Origin of the sequence: Moryella indoligenes, assembly GCF_030812885.1 — a bacterium.
In the GTDB taxonomy this organism is placed as follows: Bacteria; Bacillota; Clostridia; order Lachnospirales; family Lachnospiraceae; genus Moryella; species Moryella indoligenes.
Map to the genome: position 1 here is coordinate 97,250 of NZ_JAUSTO010000008.1, position 20,810 is coordinate 118,059.

At 54.0% G+C, this 20,810-nt stretch carries 20 protein-coding genes and 1 other annotated feature; all 20 genes read right to left on the minus strand.

Annotated features, from left to right (window positions below; translation table 11 throughout):
• Positions 1–7 precede the first annotated feature (7 nt).
• Positions 8–880, minus strand: a complete 873-nt coding sequence (locus tag J2S20_RS07575) for a phosphoribosylaminoimidazolesuccinocarboxamide synthase (RefSeq protein WP_307254709.1) — start codon at positions 878–880, stop codon at positions 8–10.
• A gap of 189 nt (positions 881–1,069) precedes the next feature.
• A complete protein-coding gene (locus tag J2S20_RS07580; RefSeq protein ID WP_106612116.1) occupies positions 1,070–1,276 on the minus strand; it encodes a cold-shock protein in 207 nt (68 codons plus the stop codon).
• Between the two features lie 323 nt (positions 1,277–1,599).
• Positions 1,600–3,282: a phospho-sugar mutase gene (locus J2S20_RS07585; RefSeq protein WP_106612117.1), complete on the minus strand. Its 1,683-nt coding sequence runs from the start codon at positions 3,280–3,282 to the stop codon at positions 1,600–1,602.
• A 221-nt stretch (positions 3,283–3,503) separates the two neighbouring features.
• The gene (gene rplL / locus J2S20_RS07590) at positions 3,504–3,881 is read right to left on the minus strand and encodes a 50S ribosomal protein L7/L12 (protein ID WP_106612118.1); all 378 of its coding nucleotides are present in this window, start codon (positions 3,879–3,881) and stop codon (positions 3,504–3,506) included.
• Positions 3,882–4,011: 130 nt separating this feature from the next.
• A complete protein-coding gene (rplJ, locus tag J2S20_RS07595) occupies positions 4,012–4,539 on the minus strand; it encodes a 50S ribosomal protein L10 (protein ID WP_307254712.1) in 528 nt (175 codons plus the stop codon).
• Between the two features lie 60 nt (positions 4,540–4,599).
• Positions 4,600–4,735: a sequence feature (ribosomal protein L10 leader region), on the minus strand.
• Positions 4,736–4,786: 51 nt separating this feature from the next.
• Entirely contained in the window at positions 4,787–5,482 is a 696-nt protein-coding gene (gene rplA / locus J2S20_RS07600) for a 50S ribosomal protein L1 (RefSeq protein ID WP_106612120.1), read from the minus strand.
• Between the two features lie 18 nt (positions 5,483–5,500).
• Entirely contained in the window at positions 5,501–5,926 is a 426-nt protein-coding gene (gene rplK / locus J2S20_RS07605) for a 50S ribosomal protein L11 (RefSeq protein ID WP_106612121.1), read from the minus strand.
• 70 nt (positions 5,927–5,996) lie between these two features.
• Complete coding sequence (gene nusG, locus J2S20_RS07610) at positions 5,997–6,536, minus strand: transcription termination/antitermination protein NusG (RefSeq protein ID WP_106612122.1); 540 nt, start codon at positions 6,534–6,536, stop codon at positions 5,997–5,999.
• A 14-nt stretch (positions 6,537–6,550) separates the two neighbouring features.
• A complete protein-coding gene (gene secE, locus J2S20_RS07615) occupies positions 6,551–6,754 on the minus strand; it encodes a preprotein translocase subunit SecE (protein ID WP_106612123.1) in 204 nt (67 codons plus the stop codon).
• A 19-nt stretch (positions 6,755–6,773) separates the two neighbouring features.
• Entirely contained in the window at positions 6,774–6,923 is a 150-nt protein-coding gene (rpmG, locus tag J2S20_RS07620; RefSeq protein ID WP_307254716.1) for a 50S ribosomal protein L33, read from the minus strand.
• Between the two features lie 266 nt (positions 6,924–7,189).
• Complete coding sequence (locus J2S20_RS07625) at positions 7,190–9,175, minus strand: TRAP transporter permease (RefSeq protein ID WP_307254719.1); 1,986 nt, start codon at positions 9,173–9,175, stop codon at positions 7,190–7,192.
• A 116-nt stretch (positions 9,176–9,291) separates the two neighbouring features.
• On the minus strand, positions 9,292–10,341 hold the full coding sequence (locus J2S20_RS07630) for a TAXI family TRAP transporter solute-binding subunit (RefSeq protein WP_172463642.1): 1,050 nt from the start codon (positions 10,339–10,341) through the stop codon (positions 9,292–9,294).
• Between the two features lie 300 nt (positions 10,342–10,641).
• On the minus strand, positions 10,642–11,397 hold the full coding sequence (locus J2S20_RS07635) for a ComF family protein (protein ID WP_211292191.1): 756 nt from the start codon (positions 11,395–11,397) through the stop codon (positions 10,642–10,644).
• A gap of 136 nt (positions 11,398–11,533) precedes the next feature.
• Positions 11,534–13,771 carry an SF1B family DNA helicase RecD2 gene (recD2, locus tag J2S20_RS07640; protein WP_307254725.1) on the minus strand — a complete coding sequence of 746 codons (2,238 nt, stop codon included), beginning with the start codon at positions 13,769–13,771 and terminating at the stop codon, positions 11,534–11,536.
• Between the two features lie 28 nt (positions 13,772–13,799).
• Positions 13,800–14,825 (minus strand): rod shape-determining protein, encoded by a 1,026-nt coding sequence (mreB, locus tag J2S20_RS07645; protein WP_170065376.1) that lies wholly within the window; start codon positions 14,823–14,825, stop codon positions 13,800–13,802.
• 390 nt (positions 14,826–15,215) lie between these two features.
• Positions 15,216–16,385, minus strand: coding sequence for a CCA tRNA nucleotidyltransferase (locus J2S20_RS07650; RefSeq protein ID WP_307254726.1), 1,170 nt, complete (start codon positions 16,383–16,385; stop codon positions 15,216–15,218).
• A gap of 60 nt (positions 16,386–16,445) precedes the next feature.
• On the minus strand, positions 16,446–17,618 hold the full coding sequence (locus J2S20_RS07655; protein ID WP_307254728.1) for a glycerate kinase family protein: 1,173 nt from the start codon (positions 17,616–17,618) through the stop codon (positions 16,446–16,448).
• A gap of 309 nt (positions 17,619–17,927) precedes the next feature.
• On the minus strand, positions 17,928–18,893 hold the full coding sequence (locus tag J2S20_RS07660) for a D-2-hydroxyacid dehydrogenase (protein WP_307254730.1): 966 nt from the start codon (positions 18,891–18,893) through the stop codon (positions 17,928–17,930).
• A gap of 30 nt (positions 18,894–18,923) precedes the next feature.
• Positions 18,924–20,213: a TRAP transporter large permease gene (locus tag J2S20_RS07665; protein ID WP_307254732.1), complete on the minus strand. Its 1,290-nt coding sequence runs from the start codon at positions 20,211–20,213 to the stop codon at positions 18,924–18,926.
• Positions 20,213–20,752, minus strand: a complete 540-nt coding sequence (locus J2S20_RS07670; RefSeq protein ID WP_307254734.1) for a TRAP transporter small permease — start codon at positions 20,750–20,752, stop codon at positions 20,213–20,215. Before J2S20_RS07670 ends, J2S20_RS07665 begins: the two co-directional genes overlap by 1 nt.
• Between the last annotated feature and the right edge of the window lie 58 nt (positions 20,753–20,810).

Sequence of the window (20,810 nt, forward strand, 5' to 3'; positions counted from 1 at the left end):
GCGTGTCTCAGACAATCTCCTTTCCGGTCAGCATAAAATATGCTTCCTTATATTTTGCTATTGTCTTCTCTATCACCTCATCAGGCAGCAGATAATCGCTGTCCGGATGCGCCTTGAGCCAGTCGCGGACAAACTGCTTGTCAAAGGAGGGCTGGCTGCGCCCGGGCGCATAGCCCTCCAGCGGCCAGAAACGACTGGAATCTGGGGTCAGCATCTCGTCCGCAAGTATCACCTCGCCGCGCTCATTGATGCCGAACTCAAACTTTGTATCCGCAATGATGATGCCCTTCGTCAGCGCGTAGTCCGCACACTTTTTGTACAGAGCTATGGTGTAGTCCCGGATCTGCTCCGCGTATTGCTGTCCCTTTCCGGGGAACTCCTTCTCGAGCACCGCGACGCTCTGCTCAAAGCTGATATTCTCGTCGTGATCTCCGATCTCAGCCTTGGTGCTCGGGGTGAAGATCGGCTCGGGGAGCTTATCGCACTCCTTAAGCCCCGCAGGGAGGCCAATGCCGCAGACGGTTCCCTCCCTTTTGTAGCTCTCCCAGCCGCTGCCTGTGATATAGCCGCGGACAATACACTCGATCGGCAGCATGGTCAGCTTTCTGCACAGCATGCTGTTGCCCGTAAACTCCGGCTGGCGGAAATACTCCGGCATATCCTTCCCGTCGATGCTGATCATATGATTCGGAACGATGTCCCCGGTGAAGTCAAACCAGAAGCGTGACATCTGGGTGAGCACCGCACCTTTTTTGGTGATCCTGTTTTTCAAAATCACGTCAAAGGCGGAGATACGGTCTGTCGCGACCATGATGAGTTCTCCGCCGATATCATAGATTTCGCGCACTTTTCCTTCTTTTACGGGTCTGTATTCCTGCATTTCAAGCTCCTCCTGAGATAAGATGCATATGCAAAGCTCTGATAGATATACGCTCATCGTACCACAGTTTTCCGGATTTTAACAGACAGTTGCGCGGCCTGCCGCACAAAAAGAGAGCCGCCATCCGGCAGCTCTCCTCGTTCCATCGATTCTTATTTCAAAGATTCCGTATCCTTTTGCGGTATATGATTACTGAACAGCGGTAACGTTAACGGCCTGCGGACCTCTGTTGCCATCTGCGACATCGAAGGTAACCTTCTGGCCATCCTCGAGTGTCTTGTATCCATCGGAATTGATTCCGGAGAAGTGAACGAAGATCTCGCTCTTATCAGCATCGTCCGTGATGAAGCCGTATCCCTTAGTTGCATTAAACCACTTAACTGTTCCGTTGTGCATTTGTTGTGCCTCCATAAAAATATAAAAAAATGTTCGGTGATTCGGTGCAAAAAAATACGCATACCTACAGAGCATGGATGGAACCGCACGATCTGCCGATACGCGAATCAGAGTCCACTCAAATCACATTGCGAGTATAGCAAACCGTTTTTCGTCTGTCAATCAATTTTCAATTATTTTTTTAGCTTTTTTCACATTTATTTTTATGTTTATCCGCATAATTCTGTGCAATTTAAAAGCCGCTCTGGTGGCATTGCACAAAAGCATCTTTTTGAGGCGGAATACCGCTTATTCTACTGTCACAAATACCAAGAGCTCTCTTCTCAGGCAAGCATCGGCTTCAGCGCCTCTGCAAGCGCATCTTTCTCCTCCTTGGCCTCCGCAAGATCCTTTCCAAGCGTCGTAAAATAGGTCTTGATCTTCGGCTCTGTTCCGGAGGGACGCACGACCACAGTCGCCCCATCCTCAAGACTGTAAATCAGGACATTCGCGCGCGGAAGTCCCGTCTCCCCGGTTTTCTCATAATCTGTTGTCTTCACAACCTTACGCCCCGCAAATTCCTGCGGCGGGTTCTCTCTAAGCCCTTCCATGATCGCAGCCATCTTGTCCATGCCGGAGAGACCCGGGAACTCAAAGCTGTCGACCTGATTCAGGTAACGCCCATACTGCTGATAGATCTCCTCCAGGCGCTGCTTGATAGAGGAGCCGATGCTCCTCAAGTAGGCCGCCATCTCGCAGATCAGCATGGAGCCGACCACAGCGTCCTTGTCCCGCACATAGGCCCCCGCGAGATAGCCATAGCTCTCCTCAAAGCCAAAGATAAAGCGCTCCGTCTCCCCTTTCTCCTCCAGCCGGGCAATCTGATCTCCAATCCACTTGAAGCCTGTGAGCACACTCTTCAGCTCCACGCCGTAGTGCGCCGCAACGGCATCCGCAAGCGGGGTGGATACGATCGATTTTACAGCCACTGCGTGCTCCGGCATGGTGCCGCGCGCTCTTCTTCCCGCGCAGATGTAATCCAGCAGCAGCACCCCCATCTCATTTCCGGATACGAGCTCATAGCTTCCGTCCGGGCACTTCATCGCAATGCCGACGCGATCTGCATCGGGGTCTGTGGCAAGCATGAGATCCGCTCCGGTCTCCTCTGCAAGCTTCAGCCCTCTTTCCAATGCCGCATATATCTCCGGGTTGGGATAGGAACAGGTCGTGAAGTAACCGTTCGGATATTCCTGCTCCGGAACAATGGTGATATCTGTGATTCCAATATCCTTCAGAACACGCGTCACCGGAGCCAGTCCGGTGCCGTTCAGAGGCGAGTAGACAAGCTTCAGTCCCGCGCTTCTGCAGACGCCCGGATGCACCTGGCAACTCTCAATCGCCTCATAGAGCGCCTCCTTGCAGTCCTCGCCCACAAAGCGTATAAGCCCCTTCTCGACACCCTCCGGGAAGGGCATATACTTCGCGCCGCTCAGAACATCCGTCTTCTGAATAGACTGATAAACCACAGAGGCCGCATCATCCGTCATCTGGCAGCCATCCGGTCCGTAGGCCTTATAGCCATTGTACTGCGCCGGGTTATGCGAGGCTGTGACCATAATTCCCGCATTGCAGTGATAGTAGCGCGTCGCGAAGCTCAGGGCCGGAACCGGCATGAGCTCATCATAGATTCTCACCGCGATGCCATTGGCCGCGAGCACCCCCGCCGCCTCCCGTGCAAAATTCCAGCCCTTTAAGCGACTGTCATAGCTGATCGCCACCGTCTGTGTTCCGCCCTGGGTCTTCACCCAGTCCGCAACCCCCTGGGTCGCCTGGCGCACCACCCAGATATTCATACGGTTCGTTCCCGCGCCCAGAGTTCCTCTGAGTCCTGCCGTGCCAAACTTCAGCGCTACCGCAAAGCGCTCCCTGATGGCATCATCATCCGCGGCAATATCCTGAAGCTCCTTTTTCAGATCAAAATCTATGAGCTCCGCCTCCAGCCAACGCTTATACTCTGTCTGATACATACTGCACTCCGCCTTTCCCTCTGTTCATTTCAGCCCTCAGGCAGGAAGCACTGCGGGCCCCTCTGCCGTCTGAATCCAGTTTATCGGCTTTCCAAAGCAGTGTCAAGAAAAGAGAGCGTCCGGAGGGTTTCGTCCTATAGAAAGTCCAAAGGGATTTCCTATAGAATAGCACAAAGACTCCCGCCGCAGGGCAGGAGCCTTCTGTATGAATATCACCTGAATTACTTAAGAGTCGCCTTCGCGCCAACTTCCTCAAGAGCCTTCTTAAGAGCCTCAGCCTCTTCCTTGGAAATGCCGGTCTTAACCATCTTCGGAGCGCCGTCAACCAGCTCCTTCGCCTCCTTGAGTCCGAGGGAGGTAGCCTCACGGACCGCCTTGATAACCTTAACCTTGTTTGCGCCAACCTCGGTCAGCTCAACATCAAACTCGGTCTTCTCCTCCTCAGCTGCAGCAGCGCCGGCAGCCGGACCAGCCACAACAACACCTGCTGCTGCGGATACACCAAACTCCTCCTCGCAAGCCTTTACAAGCTCGTTGAGCTCAAGTACGGAGAGCTCCTTAATCGCATCGATAAATTCCTGGGTGCTTAACTTTGCCATTGTATTTTCCTCCTGTTTAAGCTTAAATTCATATTTCTGATCATTTTCAGAATCGGACAGCAGCCATCTGTGACTTCCTGTCTGCGCGGCCTGTACCGCGGGATATTACACTGTGTGAAGCTTCTGCAGCTTACTCTGCTGCGCCGGCCTCTGCGGCCTCCGCCGGAGCGGCATCCTTCTCCGCAATCTGCTTGAGCACTCTCGCCATATTGGTGATGGGGCTCTGCATGCTGCCAAAGAGTCTTCCGAGAAGCTCCTCTCTGGACGGAACCATAGCAATTGCAGCCATGCCCTTTGCATCATAGACAGTGCCTTCGACGACACCGCCCTTGATCTCAAGCTTCGGAGCAGTCTTCGCGAACTTTGCGAGCAGCCTTGCCGGAGCAGTTGCATCCTCCTTGCTGACTGCAAGTGCGGTCGGTCCCTCAAGATAGGGATCGAACTGTGCGAAATCTGTTCCTTCCGCTGCGATGCGCACCATCGTATTCTTGAAGACCTTGTAGACAACGCCAGCTTCTCTCAGCTGCTTTCTGAGCTGGGTATCCTGCTCAACAGTGAGACCACGGTAGTCAACAACAACCGCAGACTGCGCGCCGTCCAGAAGCTCTGCAATCTCTTTGATCACAGGCTGCTTCTCAGCGATTTTTGAATCTCTCATCTTTTTTCCTCCTTCTTCCAGTATTTAAATAGTTCTTCCGGTGACCCGGAAGCAGGAGTATTGTTGTCGAAAAAACTCCGCCTGTCCAAAGACAGACGGAGTTCAAAGATTCACACGATGTGAATGCTTTCCCTCGGCAGGCGGAATTCTTACGCCTCTCGGCACCTGCTGTCTTCGGCAAAACAATACTGACCCATAAAATTTATCACTCCGGAGCGGAGCTGTCAACAGCTTTATACAGCTTTGATCAGTTGGTGATCTTTGCAGTATTCAGCTTTACGCCCGGGCCCATGGTGCTGGTGAGAATCGCGCTCTTCATGTAGGCGCCCTTCAGCGTGCTGGGTCTCGCCTTATTCAGTGCATCCAGAAGAGTCTGAAGGTTCTCCGTGAGCGCCTCCTCAGAGAAGGAAGCCTTGCCGACCGGGCAGTGAATAATATTGGTCTTATCCAGACGGTACTCAACCTTACCGGCCTTGATATCCGCAATTGCCTTCGTGAGATCCATGGTAACAGTTCCGGACTTCGGGTTCGGCATGAGGCCCTTCGGTCCGAGCACCTTACCGAGACGTCCGACAACGCCCATCATGTCCGGGGTTGCCACAACGACATCAAAGTCCAGCCATCCCTCATTCTGAATCTTCGGAATGAGCTCCTGCCCGCCAACATAATCTGCGCCGGCTGCCTTGGCCTCCTCCTCCTTCGGTCCCTTCGCGAATACGAGGATGCGCACCTTCTTGCCGGTTCCGTGCGGGAGGACAACTGCGCCGCGGATCTGCTGGTCTGCATGGCGGCTGTCGCAGCCGGTGCGGATGTGCATCTCAACGGTCTCGTCGAACTTGGCACTTGCAGTCTTCTTGATCAGCGCAACTGCATCTGCTACATCATAATACTGGCTGCGATCAATCAGCTTCGCCGCCTCTGCATATCTCTTTCCGTGCTTCATTATTTCATCTCCTCCCCATTAGTCCTCGACTACGATACCCATGGAACGGGCTGTGCCGGCGATCATGCTCATAGCTGCCTCAATGCTTGCTGCGTTCAGATCCGGCATCTTCATCTCTGCGATCTTCTGAACCTCTGCTCTGGAGATCGTAGCGACCTTTTCCTTGTTCGGAACACCGGAAGCCTTCTGCAGCTTGCAGGCCTTCTTCAGAAGAACCGCAGCCGGCGGGGTCTTGGTGATAAAGCTGAAGCTTCTGTCTGCGTAAACAGTGATAACGACGGGGATGATGAGATCTCCCTTATCCGCAGTTCTTGCGTTGAACTGCTTTGTGAACTCTACGATGTTCACACCGTGCTGGCCAAGAGCGGGACCTACGGGTGGAGCCGGGGTTGCCTTGCCTGCAGGGATCTGTAATTTAATAAAACCTGTTACTTTTTTTGCCATAGTGGCACCTCCTATGTGGTAATCGCGGGTTTATACCCTTCCACGTAATCACACTCCGCGAGGAGTATGCTTACAACTTCTTTACTTCGGCGAAGTCAAGCTCCACCTTTGTTTCGCGCCCGAACATCTCGACCATCATGGAAACAGTCTTTTTCTTCTCATTGAGCTCAATGATCTTTCCGACTGTATCTTTCCACGGGCCGCTGACTACGGAAACAGTATCTCCGAGCTCGAAGTCCAGCACCAGCTTCTTCTCATGAAGCACTGTGCCCTCCGGAACACCAAAGCCGAGCTTTGCCATTTCCTCTGGAGACAGCGGAACCGGCTTGCTGCCCGGGCCCACGAAGCCTGTGACACCGCGCGTGTTTCTGACTACATACCAGGTCTCATCGTTCATAATCATACGAATGAGTACATAGCCGGGGAACAGCTTGCGCTCTGTCGTCTTCTCGACATTGTTCTTCAGCTCCACCACCGGCTGCGTGGGAACAGAAACCTCCAGAATCTGATCCTCCAGCTGGCGGTTCTCAATCGTCTTTTCGATATCGACCTTCACCTTATTCTCGTATCCCGAGTAGGTATGGACTACATACCAGTTTGCTTCAGCCATGCGCTCCCCCGATCTCACTGAAATAAGCGGGTCAGTCCCAGCTGAAATGCCCAGTCGAAGAGTGCAATCACCAAGCCAAGAAATACGGACACGGAAACCACCGAAATGGTCTGCTTCGTCAGAGTTTCCTGCGTCGGCCAGACGATCTTTCTGAATTCGGCCTTCAGGCCCTTGTAGAACTCCTGAATCTTAGAATTCGTCTTATCAGACTCAGCCATCGTCAATTCCTTTCAGTCATTACTTAGTTTCCTTGTGAACCGTGTGCTGCTTGCAGAACTTGCAATACTTCTTAACTTCCATACGATCCGGATGCGTCTTCTTATCCTTCGTCGTATTGTAGTTGCGCTGCTTGCACTCCGTGCAGGCAAGAGTGATTCTAGTACGCATGGTCTCCACCTCCGATATATCTTTTTTGTCGCCTTGAAGTCAAAAAAAAAAGACCTCTTCATCTTTTGTCGCTAGACTACTATAGCATGCCGCTGTCAAGCTGTCAAATAGAAAAAGCGTAAATACCGCTCCAAAAAGGAGCGTAAATGCAGCCTGTAAAGCGGCATAAAAACGGGCCGGAGTCTTCCGGCAGCAGTAACACCGGAGTTCTCCGACCCGTAAGTTCAGGTTTTATTTCACAGTTGATGATCCGTCACGGACTATATTCAGGCCGCCTGTGCAGCCTTCTTTTTTGCCATCCCCTTCTGGAACACCAGAACCAGCGCAAAGATCGCCAGTCCGCCGACATCGGTCAGTGTTCCCGGAATCATCATGCACAGTCCTCCGGCGATCATGAGTACACGGATCAGCGGATTGATCATGCACATCCAGAAGCCGTTCAGGGCCGCTGCGATCAGGAACAGGCCCAGCAGAGAGGTAACGATGATCTGAACCACTTCAAAGGCAATCACAGCGCCGCTGCTGCCGGCCGCGAACTCAAAGAGCATCTGCGGGCTGAAAGCAAAGATATAAGGAACCACGAATGCTGCGATTGCAAGTCTCGTCGCGTTGAAGGCGGTCTTCATGGGCGGAGCCTTTGCGATGGCAGATCCCGCATAGGCAGCCAGTGCAACCGGCGGTGTGATATCCGCAACGATACCGAAGTAGAACACGAAGAAGTGTGCGCATACGCGCGGAATTCCGATCTCCGGGCTCATAAGAATCGGTGCGCAGGTCGCCGCCATGATGCAGTAGTTTGCGGTGGTCGGAACGCCCATTCCAAGGACAATGCAGCAGAGCATGGTCAGGAAGAGGGCTATGATCGCACGTCCGCCGGAAACACTTACGATAACAGTGATCAGTTTGGAAGCAAGTCCCGTAGAGGTGATGCAGCCGGCAACGAGACCCGCCATAGCGCAGGCGACCGCCACCGTGATAGCGCCCTTTCCGCCAGCCTCAAGCGCATCGAGTATCTTCTCCGGGGTGATGCGGTTGTCCTTGTTGATAATACCGACCGCGATCGTGATGAAGATCGCAACGGTCGCGGAGAACTGCATCGTATACATATTGGTAGAAACAAGCACAACCAGAACAATGAGCGGAAGCAGAAGATAGATCTTCGGCAGAAGCTTGGACGCCTTCGGGAGCTCCTCCTTCGGAATGCCGCGGAGACCGAGCTTCTTCGCCTCAAGGTGTACTGCGATATAGATACCGGTGAAATAGAGCACTGCCGGAAGCACTGCCTTCAGCGCGACCTGTGCATAGGGAATACCCATGTACTCTGCCATCAGGAATGCCGCAGCACCCATGATCGGAGGCATGATCTGTCCGCCGGTGGAAGCTGCCGCCTCTACTGCACCCGCAAACTCAGGCTTATAGCCGGTGCGCTTCATCATAGGGATGGTGACAGAACCGGTTGTAACCGTATTACCGACAGAGGAACCGGAAACCATTCCGCAGAGTGCGGAGGAGATAACAGCAACCTTTGCGGGGCCGCCGGCAGATGCTCCGGCAACACAGTTTGCGAGATCAATGAAGAAGGCCGAGATACCGGTCCTCTCCAGAAAGGCGCCGAATATAATGAAGACAACGATATATTTTGCGCAGACATTGATCGGGGTGTTCATCAGTCCCGTAGTCGTATAGAAAAGGTCATAGATCACTTTTCCGAAGCGAACATTTGCAAAGGTATAGACCAGCAGCGTGCCAACCACACAGAGTATCGGGATACCCACGCAGCGACGGCACAGCTCCATAAACGCCAGAACTGCAATCACAGCCATCACAACCATGATCGGATTCTTGGTGACGCGGGTGGCCATCTTGATGATGCGCTCTGCATTTGCCGCAAAGTAGAAGAACGGCGCAGAGCCTGCAACCATAATGATAATGTCATACCACGGAATATAGTTGACCTTCTCACTGCCCTTCTTAAGCGGGTAGTTCAGATAGCCGAGAATCAGGATCAGGCCAAGGAACACATTCAGTCTGATCTCCGGCATCGCCGTACTGAACAGTGTCACCCAGATGCAGTACAGAGAAAAAGCTACGGAAAGAAAACGGATCGCGGTCTTCGGCTTTCCCTCCCAGACACGGGTATTGGACTCACGATCGTATTTTTTCATTACCGCCTCGACATCTTCTGCCGTCCCGGTAGACATGTCGATCTGTGCGGTACTCACCTCTTCTTTGATCTTATCTTCTTTACTCATGTTGTTCATTCCCCTCCGGAAAGTTCAAAAAATTACCATAAAATCGCGGCGGAGGAGAGCTCCGCCGCGGAAGAAGCTTTGGACAGCCGCCTGTCCTCACTCAGGATTGAGCTGAATTACTTCGCAGGAACGTCGATTCCCTTCTCCTTGAAGTACTTCACAGCACCCGGGTGATACGGAACAGCCGTAACAGAAGCTGCGAACTCGAGATTCAGCTCTGCGCCCTTTGCGTGTGCAGCGGTGATCGCATCGAGGTTCTCATAGACACCAAAGAGGAAGTTGTAAACATCTGCCTCAGATACATCATCTCTCGCGATCACAACGGCGCCGACCGCAACAGTCTGGATATCATCCGGAGTGTTGTAGGCATCCTTCGGGATGGAGGTCTTGCTGTAGTACGGAGACTCCGCGATGAGCTTCTCTACGTGCTCGTCGTCAAGGCTTACGAGGTAAACCTGCTTCGTAGCAGCGAGAGAGGTAATAGCTGTGGTCGGAGCACCCGCAACAAGGAATGCAGCGTCGATCTTGCCGTCCTGAAGAGCCTCTGCGGAATCGCCAAAGGACTGGTAAGTCGGGTTGATATCCGCCTCAGTGAGGTCATAGGCATTCAGAACGTCCATTGCGTTAAAATAAACGCCGGAGCCCGCAGCGCCGATGGAGACGTTCTTGCCCTTCAGATCAGCGATAGTCTTGATATTCTCATCAAGCGTAACGATCTGTACCTGCTCCATGTAGAGGTCGCAGACCGTGGAGAAATTGTCAACCTTGCCCGCCTCCTCAAAGAGACGCGTTCCATTGTAGGCATAAGCCTCGACGTCAGACTGCACAAAGCCGATCTGTGCATCGCCCGCGTCCATAGCCTCGATGTTAGCCTGGGAACCGCCCGAGGTGATAGCCGTAACAGTCGTGCTGGTGCTCTCTCCGACCTTTCCTGCGATCACGCCGCCGAAGCCGTAGTAAGTACCCTGATCGCCACCGGTGGTGAAGTTCAGGCTCGTGCCGCCCTCCATGCCGCCCTTAGTGGTCTCAACGGTCGCAGCGCCCTCTGCCGCCGCAGTTGTCTCGGGAGCTGCGGTCGTGGAAGCTGTTCCGGAACCGCCGCATCCGCCAAGAACCATTGCAGACGCCAGTGCAAGTGCAGTAAATGCCATAAATCTGTTTCTCATCGCCAAATCCTCCCTATTCTTTTACCGGCTTTGTTCTGTAAAGCATATCCGGTTTTGTACTTTACAAGTATATAATAAAATCCACAGAACTTCAATTCTAAAGTATTGTTAATTTTCACAGTTTTATGTATATCTTTTATATTTTTTAGCCAAAATAGGGGCAAATTAAAGTTAAATCTTCTATACCGCAGTCTATCAAAGCACTTTCCTGCTTTAAAATCGCATAAGTTAGTATTGCCTTTTTTATGTACTTCTTCCAATTGCAGTAGTAACGTGAAGAAGTTCATAATGAGGAACATTTTACTCCACCGGAACAATACAGAGTGCAAGAAAATACACCTGTCCTACTCCCGCCGCGCGCAGCGCCCTTGCACACGCCTCAATGGTACTGCCGGTCGTGTAGATATCATCCACAAGCACCACCCTGCCGGGAGTGGAGCCCTCATCCGCAATGCAGGCTGAAAACGCCTCGCTGAGATTCCGGATGCGCTCATCCGGACTCAGCTCCTTCTGGGCTTCTGTCCGCCTGCTGCGAAACAGGATGTCCTCGCGGACAGGAAGTCCCGCCTGAGCTCCCAGTGCATGCGCAAGCAGTGCTGCCTGGTTGAAGCCCCGGCGCCTGAGTCGCGAGCGATGTACCGGAACCGGAATGAGGCAATCAGGATCCATGCTTTGCAGCTCTCTGCAGAACTTCAGGTACATGAGTCTCGCAAGCGGCTCTATGTACTCTCTCCGGTTTCCGTATTTGATCTGCCCCACCGTGCGGCGCATGATATCATCGTAATGCAGCAGTGCAAGCCCGCGCACAAAGCTCCGCTCCCGGACAGTGCATTCTGCGCACAGCCGTTCTGTCTCGTCAGATAGCTCCCGCCCGCACTTCATGCAGCGCGGCTCCCGGACAAGATCCAGACGCGGAAGACAGTCTGTGCAGATCGTATGCCCCGTCGGCCTCACAGGCTCTCCGCAGACCGGGCAGCGCCGCGGAAAAGCGGCGTCGATCAGGACAGGCAGCCACTTTGCCATCGTCGCAGCCATCATCTTTGTCATATTCATCATGATATCCTTTTATTTCTTCCGGAAAATTGAGAGAGAAATGCAGACGGTCTTCCTGCGCAGCGCGCAGGAAGACAGAGCGAAGCATGAAATGAATCGAGAAGCTCATATATCAGTAAAAAGTGCAGAAAAAGACGGATCAGAAGAGTTCGCCATCCGCCTGAGGCGCGGAGTATATCTCCCGAACGCGCTCTGCAAGCCCCGTGTAACGCCGCAGCTCCGCGGTATTTCCAACCATATCAAAAAAGCTCTCCGGGATCCCCACCATAGCGACACATTTCCTGGCTCTGGTCACCGCGGTATAGATCAGATTCCTCGTGAGCAGCATCCTGGGCCCCTGCCAGACCGGAATGATCACCGCGGGATACTCACTGCCCTGCGATTTATGAATGGTAATCGCGTAGGCAAGCTCCAGCTCCTCGGCGTCCCCAAACGCATATTCCACCTCGCGCGCGTCATCAAAGCGTACAGTCAGCGTCTCAGCGAAGGTATTGATCCCGCAGAGTATGCCTATATCACCGTTGTAGACGCCGTGATTGTAGTCGTTCCGTATCTGCATGACCTTATCGCCCACCCGGAACAGAGTTCCGTTCAGCTCCCGCTCCGCGCGCCGCGGGTCCGCAGGATTCATCACCGCCTGAAGGCTGCGGTTCAGACTATCCACGCCGAGCGGCCCCTTCCGCATGGGCGTCATAATCTGCAGCTCATTCACCTCCGCCCCCACATAGTTCGGGAGCTTATCCCGCACAAGCGTCAGCATCGTGTGAAGTATCCCCTCCGGAGAGTTTTGCCGGATGAAGAGAAAATCTCTGCTTCGCTTCCCGAGGTCTATACTCTCTCCGGAAATCATGCGGTGCGCATTCATGACAATATCGCTCTCCGCTGCCTGTCGGTAGATCCGGTTCAGCCGCACCACATTAAAGCAGCCGGAATCGATCAGATCACGAAGCACATTGCCCGCCCCCACGCTCGGCAGCTGATTGCTGTCGCCCACCAGCACGAGGTGTGTACCGACGCTGATAGCCTTGAGCAATGCATGCATCAGTCTGAGATCCACCATGCTCATCTCATCGATGATAATGCAGTCCGCTTCCAGCGGCATGGTCTCGTTTCGCTCAAAATACATTCCATTCCACTCGCCGTCTCCAAAGTCAGCCCCTCCCTTCTCCTGCCCCTTCGGTGCGCCGTTTATCTCCAGCAGCCGGTGAATGGTCTTTGCCTCATAGCCTGTGGTCTCCTCCATCCGCTTTGCCGCACGCCCCGTGGGCGCCGCCAGCAGAATCTCCGCCTCCTGATGCTCAAAGTAGCGGATGATGGCGTTGATCGTCGTCGTCTTTCCCGTACCGGGACCGCCCGTAACAATCAGAAGTCCCGAGTGGGCCGCCTCCATAACTGCACGCTTCTGCAGCTCATCAAAAGCGATGCCCTCCTCTTCCTCCATCTCGGAGAGCACTGCCTCAATGCGCTCCGGCTGTTCTGAGGAGCGGAGATCCAAATCATGCAGCATAGCGGCGGTTCGAAGCTCCGCATGATAATAAGAAGAGAGATACACCGCATAGTGATCCTCCTCCGCAGAGAGACGCTTCACCACGACGCGCCGGTCCATCTGCAGGTCGGAGAGCACCATGCGCATCCCCTCAATCGGGATACCCAGCAGCTCCGAGGTGCACGCCATGAGCAGCTCCTCCGGGAGATAGAGATGCCCCTGTCCCGCCGCGCGAGAGAGCTCATAGAGTATTCCGCTGCGGATGCGGTACTCCGAATCCACGCGGATGCCCGCCTTCGCCGCGATTTCATCCGCGATTTTAAAACCGATCCCGCTGACATCATCCGCGAGCTGATACGGATTATCGCGGATAATGCTGTATATCCCGTCACCGAACTGACGGTAGAGACGCAGCGCGAGATTCATACTGATGCCATAGCCCGCGAGAAAGAGCATGGCGCTGCGAAGCTCCCGCTTCTCCTCTATCTGCGCACCGATCTCTGCGGCCATGCGCTCGCTGATCCCCCTGATCTCTGCAAGCCGCTCCGGCTCCTCCTCCAGAATGCGCAGCGTGTCTGCCTTGAACTTCTTCACGATGCGCCGCGCGAGGGTCTCCCCAACCCCCTTCACAGCACCGGAGGACAGGTAGCGCTCTACGCCAACACTGTCCTCCGGTGTCCTGATCTCATATGTCTCGACGGCAAGCTGCTCGCCGTATACCGGATGGACCTTCATGCTGCCCTCTGCGCGGATGTACTCTCCCTCTGAAATCACAGGGAAATTCCCCACCAGAATATACTCCTCGCCTTCGCCCGATACATCGAGCACCGAGTAGCCATTCTCCTCATTCCGGTATTTTATTTTCTCAACAAAGCCTGCAACCACTGCCATGAAGCGTGCCGCACCTCTTGCCTTTCAGTCAAAATTCTCTTCTGGCTTCCTGACTGTCTCCATTCTGGAATTCGATAAATTTTCCGGTTCCGATCGCCACAGCGGTGAGCGGAGCATCCGCAATCACTGTGTTGATGCCTGTCTTCTCCTGGCAGAGCTGATCCAGGCCGTAGAGCAGAGAACCGCCGCCTGTGAAGACAATGCCCCGGTCGTAAATATCCGCAGCCAGCTCCGGCGGGGTGCGCTCCAGAACATTGTGCACCGCGTCCACGATCTGCATCGCCGGCTCCTGCAGCGCCTCCAGCGTCTCGTCCGAGGTCACAACGATGGTCTTCGGCAGACCTGTGACCAGATTGCGTCCGCGCACCTCCATGGTGAGCGCCTCGGGGCGGCGGTACGCGCCTCCGATCTGAATCTTGATATCCTCACCGGTGCGCTCACCGATCAGGAGATTGTGCTTCTTCCGCATATGACGAACCAGTGCCTCGTCAAAATCATCTCCCGCGACCTTAATTGAGGTGGATACCACCGGACCGCCGAGAGAAATAACAGCAATATCCGTCGTACCGCCTCCGATATCGACGATCATGTTTCCGCATGCCTTGGAAATATCGATACCCGCGCCGATGGCTGCCGCGACCGGCTCCTCGATAATGGAGACCTCCTTGGCACCCGCCAGATAGGTCGCATCCTCAACCGCCTTGCGCTCCACCTCTGTGGCGCCGGACGGAATGCAGACTGCGATGCGGGGGCGAAGCAGCGTCTTCTTGCCAACTGCCTTATTCACAAAATATTTCAGCATCTTCTCGGTGACAGTGTAGTCCGAGATGACGCCGTGACGCAGGGGACGTATCGCAATGATATTTCCCGGCGTCCTGCCTATCATAAGCCGCGCTTCCTCACCGATTGCAAGGATGCGGTTTGAGTCGCGGTCTATCGCCACGACGCTCGGCTCCTTTAGAACCACGCCCTTTCCCTTAATATAAACAAGGATACTGGCCGTACCGAGGTCAATACCAATATCATTGGAGCTCATACCGAAGAAGCCAAACATATTTATCCTCCAGCGGAGTACCTCTCCGCGTTTCCTGTTATAAGACATAGTGCAGAATTATTATAGCCAAAAGCACAGACGAATGAAAGCCCTTTTTTCTTCATTCAGGCTTCATTATCTTTATCTTTTTTTTAGAAGGGCGCCATATTTTCGACACAAATATCCGCTATGATGTACTTGTCACTAGGAAAGAGCAGGTGACAGAGACCACCAGAGTTCCAATACAACGGAACTGCAAAAAGCTTTTTCATACTCATACCGGGCAGTCCTCGGGCTGTCCGCCCCCCCCTTACCATCTTCAGATCATGAGACCCCCTCTTTTTGATCTTTGACGGTTCCGGTCATCCCCTGGCCGGACAGGAGCATCCGACTCGCAGCGGATGCTCCTTTTTATTTTTCCAGCATTTCAAGCAAAATCTCTCTTTGATTCAGCTCCGGCCGCTCCAGCACGCTCTGAAACAACTCCTTAAGCTTCTGTCCCAGTACCGGCCCGGGCTGTACTCCCGCCTGAATCAGATCGCGACCGCTGACCGCGAGCGTCTTTAGACTGATGCAGTCTCCCGCCGCCATCACTGCCGCCTTGAGCTCTGCGGCGCGCGCGGCTGCATCAGCCGCTTCATGCTGTTTTAAGAGCAGCAGCTCATCAAAGCGCTCAGCGCCTATCTCCGAGAGCAGCACCCGCACCCCCGCCGCTGTGTCCGGGAGCGGCTTCTTCCACTTTTGCAGAAGGAGCGATGCGCAGTCTACTGTATCAAGATCGCTCTTCAGTTCCCGAAGCAGCTCTCTGAGCTCTGTCACGTCAAGCGCCTTCGCGGCAGCCGCCCAGCGAAGATGCTTTTTTTCCGGAAGCTCCGCCGCCCAGGGCGCACAGCAGAGCCGCGGAAAGCTTTCCGCGAGATAGGCCGAAAGCTTCGCCTCGTAAATCAAAGAGATGCGCTCCGGGTGAGGCGATAGCAGCAGTTTGTTCAGCTCTGTCAGAATACGCTCCTTGCTGACATGGATGAGATTCGGTGCGTGACGCTTCAGCGCCTCCCAGCTCCCCTCCTCGATGTGAAAATCCAGCTGCGCGGCAAAGCGCAGCGCCCGGAGTATGCGAAGCGCATCCTCCCGGAAGCGCTCATCCGCATTGCCCACGCAGCGTATCAGCCTCCGCCTGAGATCCTCCCTGCCGCCAAACAGATCCACAATTTCACCATCTGCGGCACAGGCCATCGCATTAATCGTGAAATCCCGGCGCTTTAAATCCTCACAGAGCTCAGGGGTAAATGTCACAGAATCCGGATGTCTGCCATCGCTGTAGCTCCCATCCAGACGGTAAGTCGTGACCTCAAACCCCTGTCCCCCCTGCAGCACCGTCACTGTGCCATGCGCAATTCCTGTATCTACAGTCCGCCGGAACAGTTTCTTTACTTCCTGTGGCGAGGCATTTGTCGTAATGTCCCAGTCCTCCGGCTCTCTTCCGAGCACAGAGTCCCGCACGCAGCCCCCGACCGCATAGGCCTCAAATCCCGCTGTGTTCAGCACAGCCAAGATATCTTTTACTGACTCTGGAATATTCATATGCTTCCTCCGCCGCCATTATACCACTCCGGCTCTGCCCGTGCTTCGCAAAGCCCGTACTCACGAAGGCTCCGGGTGTGGCTCTCTCCAGAGCTTAAGCTGCGCCTGCGGCCTGCTCAAAAATCTGAACAGTCGCACCGCACCTCTGTAGTACAGCTCCTCTGCCCGCTCCAATGCCTCCGAGAGCGGCATGGGCCCGTCTACCGTCGTCATAACAGAATTTACTCCATGCTCATAAATCTGCTCATAGCCCTGTCCCAGCGAGCCGCTCAGCACATAAACCGGTATCCCGTGCCGCTTTGCTCTGTCACCAACTCCCTGAATCACCTTGCCGAAGCAGCTCTGCCAGTCTGTTCGTCCCTCTCCGGTAATCACCGCATCCACTCCGATGAGCTCCTCATCAAAATGAATCAGATCCAGCACTGTCTCAATTCCGGATTTCATCTCCGCTCCCAGATATACCATGAGCGCCGTCCCGAGACCGCCGGCAGCACCTCCGCCTTTGATCCTGTCCGGATCTATGCCAAACTCTCTCCGGATCACATCGCGGTAATTCTGCATTCCGGCTTCCAGCTGTTCAAGCATCTCCGGCGTCCCGCCCTTCTGCTTTCCGAAGGTCCAGGTCGCGCCATCCGGCCCGCAGAGCGGATTCGTCACATCGCACATCACGATGAAGTGTGCCTCCCGGGCAAGCGGATCGAGCCCCGTCACATCAATATGCGAAACCTTCGCCAGATCCTCGCCCCGGCCCATGAGTTCATGTCCCGCCTGATCCAGAAAACGCACTCCCAGCGCACGCGCAAAGCCCATGCCACCGTCATTCGTCGCGGAACCGCCAATCGCAATGCTGATATCGCGAAAGCCCGCCTTGAGCACTGCATGCACCAGCTCTCCTGTGCCATAGCTCGTCGTGATGCGCGGATCGCGGCGCTCCTCCGGCAGCAGAGGCAGCCCGGAAGCCGCCGCCATCTCGAGTATGGCTTCCCGCTCCGAGAGCATGCCGTAAAACGCCTCCGTCTCCTCGCCGAGAGGGCCCTGCACCTTCACCGGAACGAGCTGTCCCTGCCGCGCCTTCACGACTGCCTCTGTCGTTCCCTCACCGCCGTCTGCCACCGGAACCCCGCCTGTCTCGCAGCCCGGAAATATTTCCCCCGCCGCCTTCTTAAGCAGCGCAATTGTCTGCTCACTCGTGAGTGTTCCCTTGAAGGAATCGCTCGCAAACAAAAATTTCATGCCGAACCCGCCTTTCTCTGTCATATCAGATATCCCGGCTGTCAGATATCACTCTGTACCGCTTATTCTATACCAATTCTATAAATATAGCATATTATTCCGTTTGGCTTTCATCGCTGCGCAAAAATATCGCGGCAGTTTCATAAGCACAGCTCTGTGCCCAAAAACTGCCGCTGCAATTGATAATCCAAGCTTTTCTAAAACACCTGATACCATCTCGCTGCCGCTCGATGGATTTTGTCGTCAAAACTACAGCTGCACTGTATCAGGCAGTCTTTGACTGCATAGTCCTGCCGTCTCCAGGGCAGCTCAGAGATTCACCACATTGACCGGCTTCCCCTCAATAAATGCCTTCACATTGCCCACCGTAATATCCATGATGCGCTGACGCGCCGCCTGTGCCGCCCAGGAGATATGCGGGGTAATGATGCAGTTCTTCGCTTTCAGCAGCGGATTGTCTCCGCGAATCGGCTCCGTGGAAACGACGTCCAGACCAGCTGCATAGACCTTCCCGCTGTTCAGCGCATCCGCAAGATCCCGCTCCACAACCAGCTGACCACGGCTGTTATTGATGATAATCACGCCGTCCTTCATCTTCGCGATATTGTCCCTGTTGATAATGCCCTGTGTGCTCGGGAAGAGCGGGCAGTGCAGGAAGATGACATCCGACTCCGCGAGGAGACGTTCCAGCGATACATACTCCGCGAGCTTCTTTCCCGCCTCAGACTCAAACGCATCGTAGGCGAGCACCTTCATATCCATCGCATTCAGAATACGCGCTGTCGCCTGACCTATTCTTCCGAGACCGATAATGCCTGCGGTCTTTCCGTAGAGCTCAATCATCGGGTAGTCCCAGTAGCACCAGTCCTGATTGTGCTCCCACTTTCCTTCCTTCACAGTCGCATCGTGGTGACCGTAGTGAGAGCAGATCTCCAGCAGCAGCCCCACTGCATACTGGCCGACGATCTGCGTCCCGTAGGTCGGCACATTGACCACAGGAATCTTCTTTTCCGCCGCATAATTATAGTCCACGACATTGTAGCCGGTCGCAAGCATCGCAATGAGCTTCACACTCGGGCACTGATCTATGGTCTTCTGAGAGATCGGCGTTTTATTTGTGATGACGATATCTGCATCGGCAATTCTCTCCGCAATCAACGGCGACTCCTCTGTCGCGGTCCTGTCATAGACTCTCAGTTCTCCGAGCTTTTCCAGCTCCTCCCAGCTCAGATCTCCGGGATTTTCCGTATAACCGTCCAGCACTACAATTTTCATTCCGGCACCTCCATTTCTATTTCTTCTATTTTATCTAAAAACCAGTGCTACAGGTACCTCAATAATCTGCGGGAACAGAATAAAGATCACCAGTGAGATCGCAATCAGCAGTATCCATGGAACAGAAGCCTTGATGATCTTCTCCAGCGGAAGACCGGTCACATTTTCAGCCGCATACAGACATACACCGACCGGAGGTGTGATCAGTCCAAAGGAAAGCGTGATGACAAGGAATACTACAAAGAACAGAGGCGATACGCCAACTGCCTGAACCGCCGGAAGCAAAATCGGAACCAGGATGAAGATCGCAGCTGTCGCATCCATAAACATTCCCACGACAATCAGGAACAGATACAGAACCATCAGAATCACAACGCGGTTACTGGAGATTCCGGCTATCATGCGGGCCACCGTACTGGGCAGGCCATCCAGCTCAAAGAGAACAGAGGCCGGCTTCGCCGCGATTGCGACAAAGAGAATGGTTCCGGTGGAACGGGCGTTCTTGATCATGATGCGCGGAATGTCTCTCCAGCGCAGGTTTTTAAATACATAGATGGAGACAAAACAGGTATAGACCACCGCGATGGCGGCGCCTTCTGTCGGCGTATAGATGCCCGTGTAAACGCCGCCCAACAGAATAACCGGGGTCAACAGCGCCGGAATGGCTCTCACAAATGCCCTTCCCAGCTTCTTGGACTCAAACGGAATGCGGTCACCGATGCCATGCTTCTTGCAGTAGAGATAATTATAGATCATAAAGATAAGACCGATAATAATACCCGGAATAAAACCTGCAAGCAGTGCCTGGCCGATGGAAACATTACCTGTAGCCGCCGCATTAATCATCAGAATACTCGGCGGAATAACCGATGCCAGCATGGAGCCGGACAGGTTGATCGCTGTCGCGTAGTCCTTCGGGTAGCCCTTCTTCTCCAGCGCATTGATGGACATTTTTCCAATAGATGCAATCGCCGCGACAGAGGAGCCGGACATTCCCGCAAACAGCATGTTCACAACGACCGATACATGCCCAAGACCGCCATAGATCCAGCCGACAGAGGCCTCCGCCAGATCATAGATGCGATCCGCGATCCCCCCCTCATCCATCAGGGAGCCACAGAGTATAAAGAGCGGAACTGCGACCATGATGAAGGAATTCATCGCGGTCAGCATGGACTGCGTCGCCATGCTGAGAGGCATCTGTGTCATCGCCGCCATGCAGAGAACAGAGGCAGCGCCGAGCGACACGGCGATCGGCACGCCCAGAAACATCAGAATCATGAAAAGCAGCATAATTCCCAGGCTCATACTCATATCCATCACCCCTCATTCTCTAAGGCTTTCATTTTTTCCGTCTCTTTGTCGCCGATTCTGACCTTATCTCTGTACTCCATAAAACTCTGCAGCGTTCCTATAAAACCAAGCACCGCACCAATTGGCTGACAGATGCCGATGATCCACATGGGTATCAGGATAGCGGTTCCGGTCTCGTGGAACTGAACCTGCTGCTGTACGACCTGCATACCGCACACAAACATGAAGACAAAGAAGCCCAGAACAATCAGTGCATACAGAAACTCACTGAGCTTTTTGAGCCACTTTGGCCCCAGCTGCAAAAACAGTGTGACTCTCGAGGACTCGCAGCGGTTGAAGCCTGCCGCCAGCGCGACAAACATCATCCACAGGAAGAGATACCGGGAGGATTCCTCCGTCCACGGAAAAGGATGTCCTGTGATACGTCCGAGAATTTGCAGTATAATGACCACGATCATGCCGATCACCAGAACTGCCAGCACAAAATCTTCCATTTTATTCACAATGTCGAAGAAGCCCGACAGCTTCGATTTTTTTCTTTCCATCTCTGCCTCCAGATATCGGCTGATATTTTCCCTCTCCCTGCAGCCGCGCGTCCCTCTG

Coding starts and splice junctions, on each gene's coding strand:
- J2S20_RS07665 (WP_307254732.1), bottom strand. CDS start 20,213: ATGGATATGAGTATGAGCCTGGGAATTATGCTGCTTTTCATGATTCTG.
- rpmG (WP_307254716.1), bottom strand. CDS start 6,923: ATGCGTACTAGAATCACTCTTGCCTGCACGGAGTGCAAGCAGCGCAAC.
- rplK (WP_106612121.1), bottom strand. CDS start 5,926: ATGGCAAAAAAAGTAACAGGTTTTATTAAATTACAGATCCCTGCAGGC.
- J2S20_RS07575 (WP_307254709.1), bottom strand. CDS start 880: ATGCAGGAATACAGACCCGTAAAAGAAGGAAAAGTGCGCGAAATCTAT.
- secE (WP_106612123.1), bottom strand. CDS start 6,754: ATGGCTGAGTCTGATAAGACGAATTCTAAGATTCAGGAGTTCTACAAG.
- J2S20_RS07650 (WP_307254726.1), bottom strand. CDS start 16,385: ATGAATATTCCAGAGTCAGTAAAAGATATCTTGGCTGTGCTGAACACA.
- J2S20_RS07655 (WP_307254728.1), bottom strand. CDS start 17,618: ATGAAATTTTTGTTTGCGAGCGATTCCTTCAAGGGAACACTCACGAGT.
- J2S20_RS07660 (WP_307254730.1), bottom strand. CDS start 18,893: ATGAAAATTGTAGTGCTGGACGGTTATACGGAAAATCCCGGAGATCTG.
- J2S20_RS07630 (WP_172463642.1), bottom strand. CDS start 10,341: ATGAGAAACAGATTTATGGCATTTACTGCACTTGCACTGGCGTCTGCA.
- J2S20_RS07670 (WP_307254734.1), bottom strand. CDS start 20,752: ATGGAAAGAAAAAAATCGAAGCTGTCGGGCTTCTTCGACATTGTGAAT.
- rplJ (WP_307254712.1), bottom strand. CDS start 4,539: ATGAGAGATTCAAAAATCGCTGAGAAGCAGCCTGTGATCAAAGAGATT.
- rplA (WP_106612120.1), bottom strand. CDS start 5,482: ATGAAGCACGGAAAGAGATATGCAGAGGCGGCGAAGCTGATTGATCGC.
- J2S20_RS07635 (WP_211292191.1), bottom strand. CDS start 11,397: ATGATGAATATGACAAAGATGATGGCTGCGACGATGGCAAAGTGGCTG.
- mreB (WP_170065376.1), bottom strand. CDS start 14,825: ATGTTTGGCTTCTTCGGTATGAGCTCCAATGATATTGGTATTGACCTC.
- nusG (WP_106612122.1), bottom strand. CDS start 6,536: ATGGCTGAAGCAAACTGGTATGTAGTCCATACCTACTCGGGATACGAG.
- J2S20_RS07580 (WP_106612116.1), bottom strand. CDS start 1,276: ATGCACAACGGAACAGTTAAGTGGTTTAATGCAACTAAGGGATACGGC.
- J2S20_RS07585 (WP_106612117.1), bottom strand. CDS start 3,282: ATGTATCAGACAGAGTATAAGCGTTGGCTGGAGGCGGAGCTCATAGAT.
- recD2 (WP_307254725.1), bottom strand. CDS start 13,771: ATGGCAGTGGTTGCAGGCTTTGTTGAGAAAATAAAATACCGGAATGAG.
- J2S20_RS07625 (WP_307254719.1), bottom strand. CDS start 9,175: ATGAGTAAAGAAGATAAGATCAAAGAAGAGGTGAGTACCGCACAGATC.
- rplL (WP_106612118.1), bottom strand. CDS start 3,881: ATGGCAAAGTTAAGCACCCAGGAATTTATCGATGCGATTAAGGAGCTC.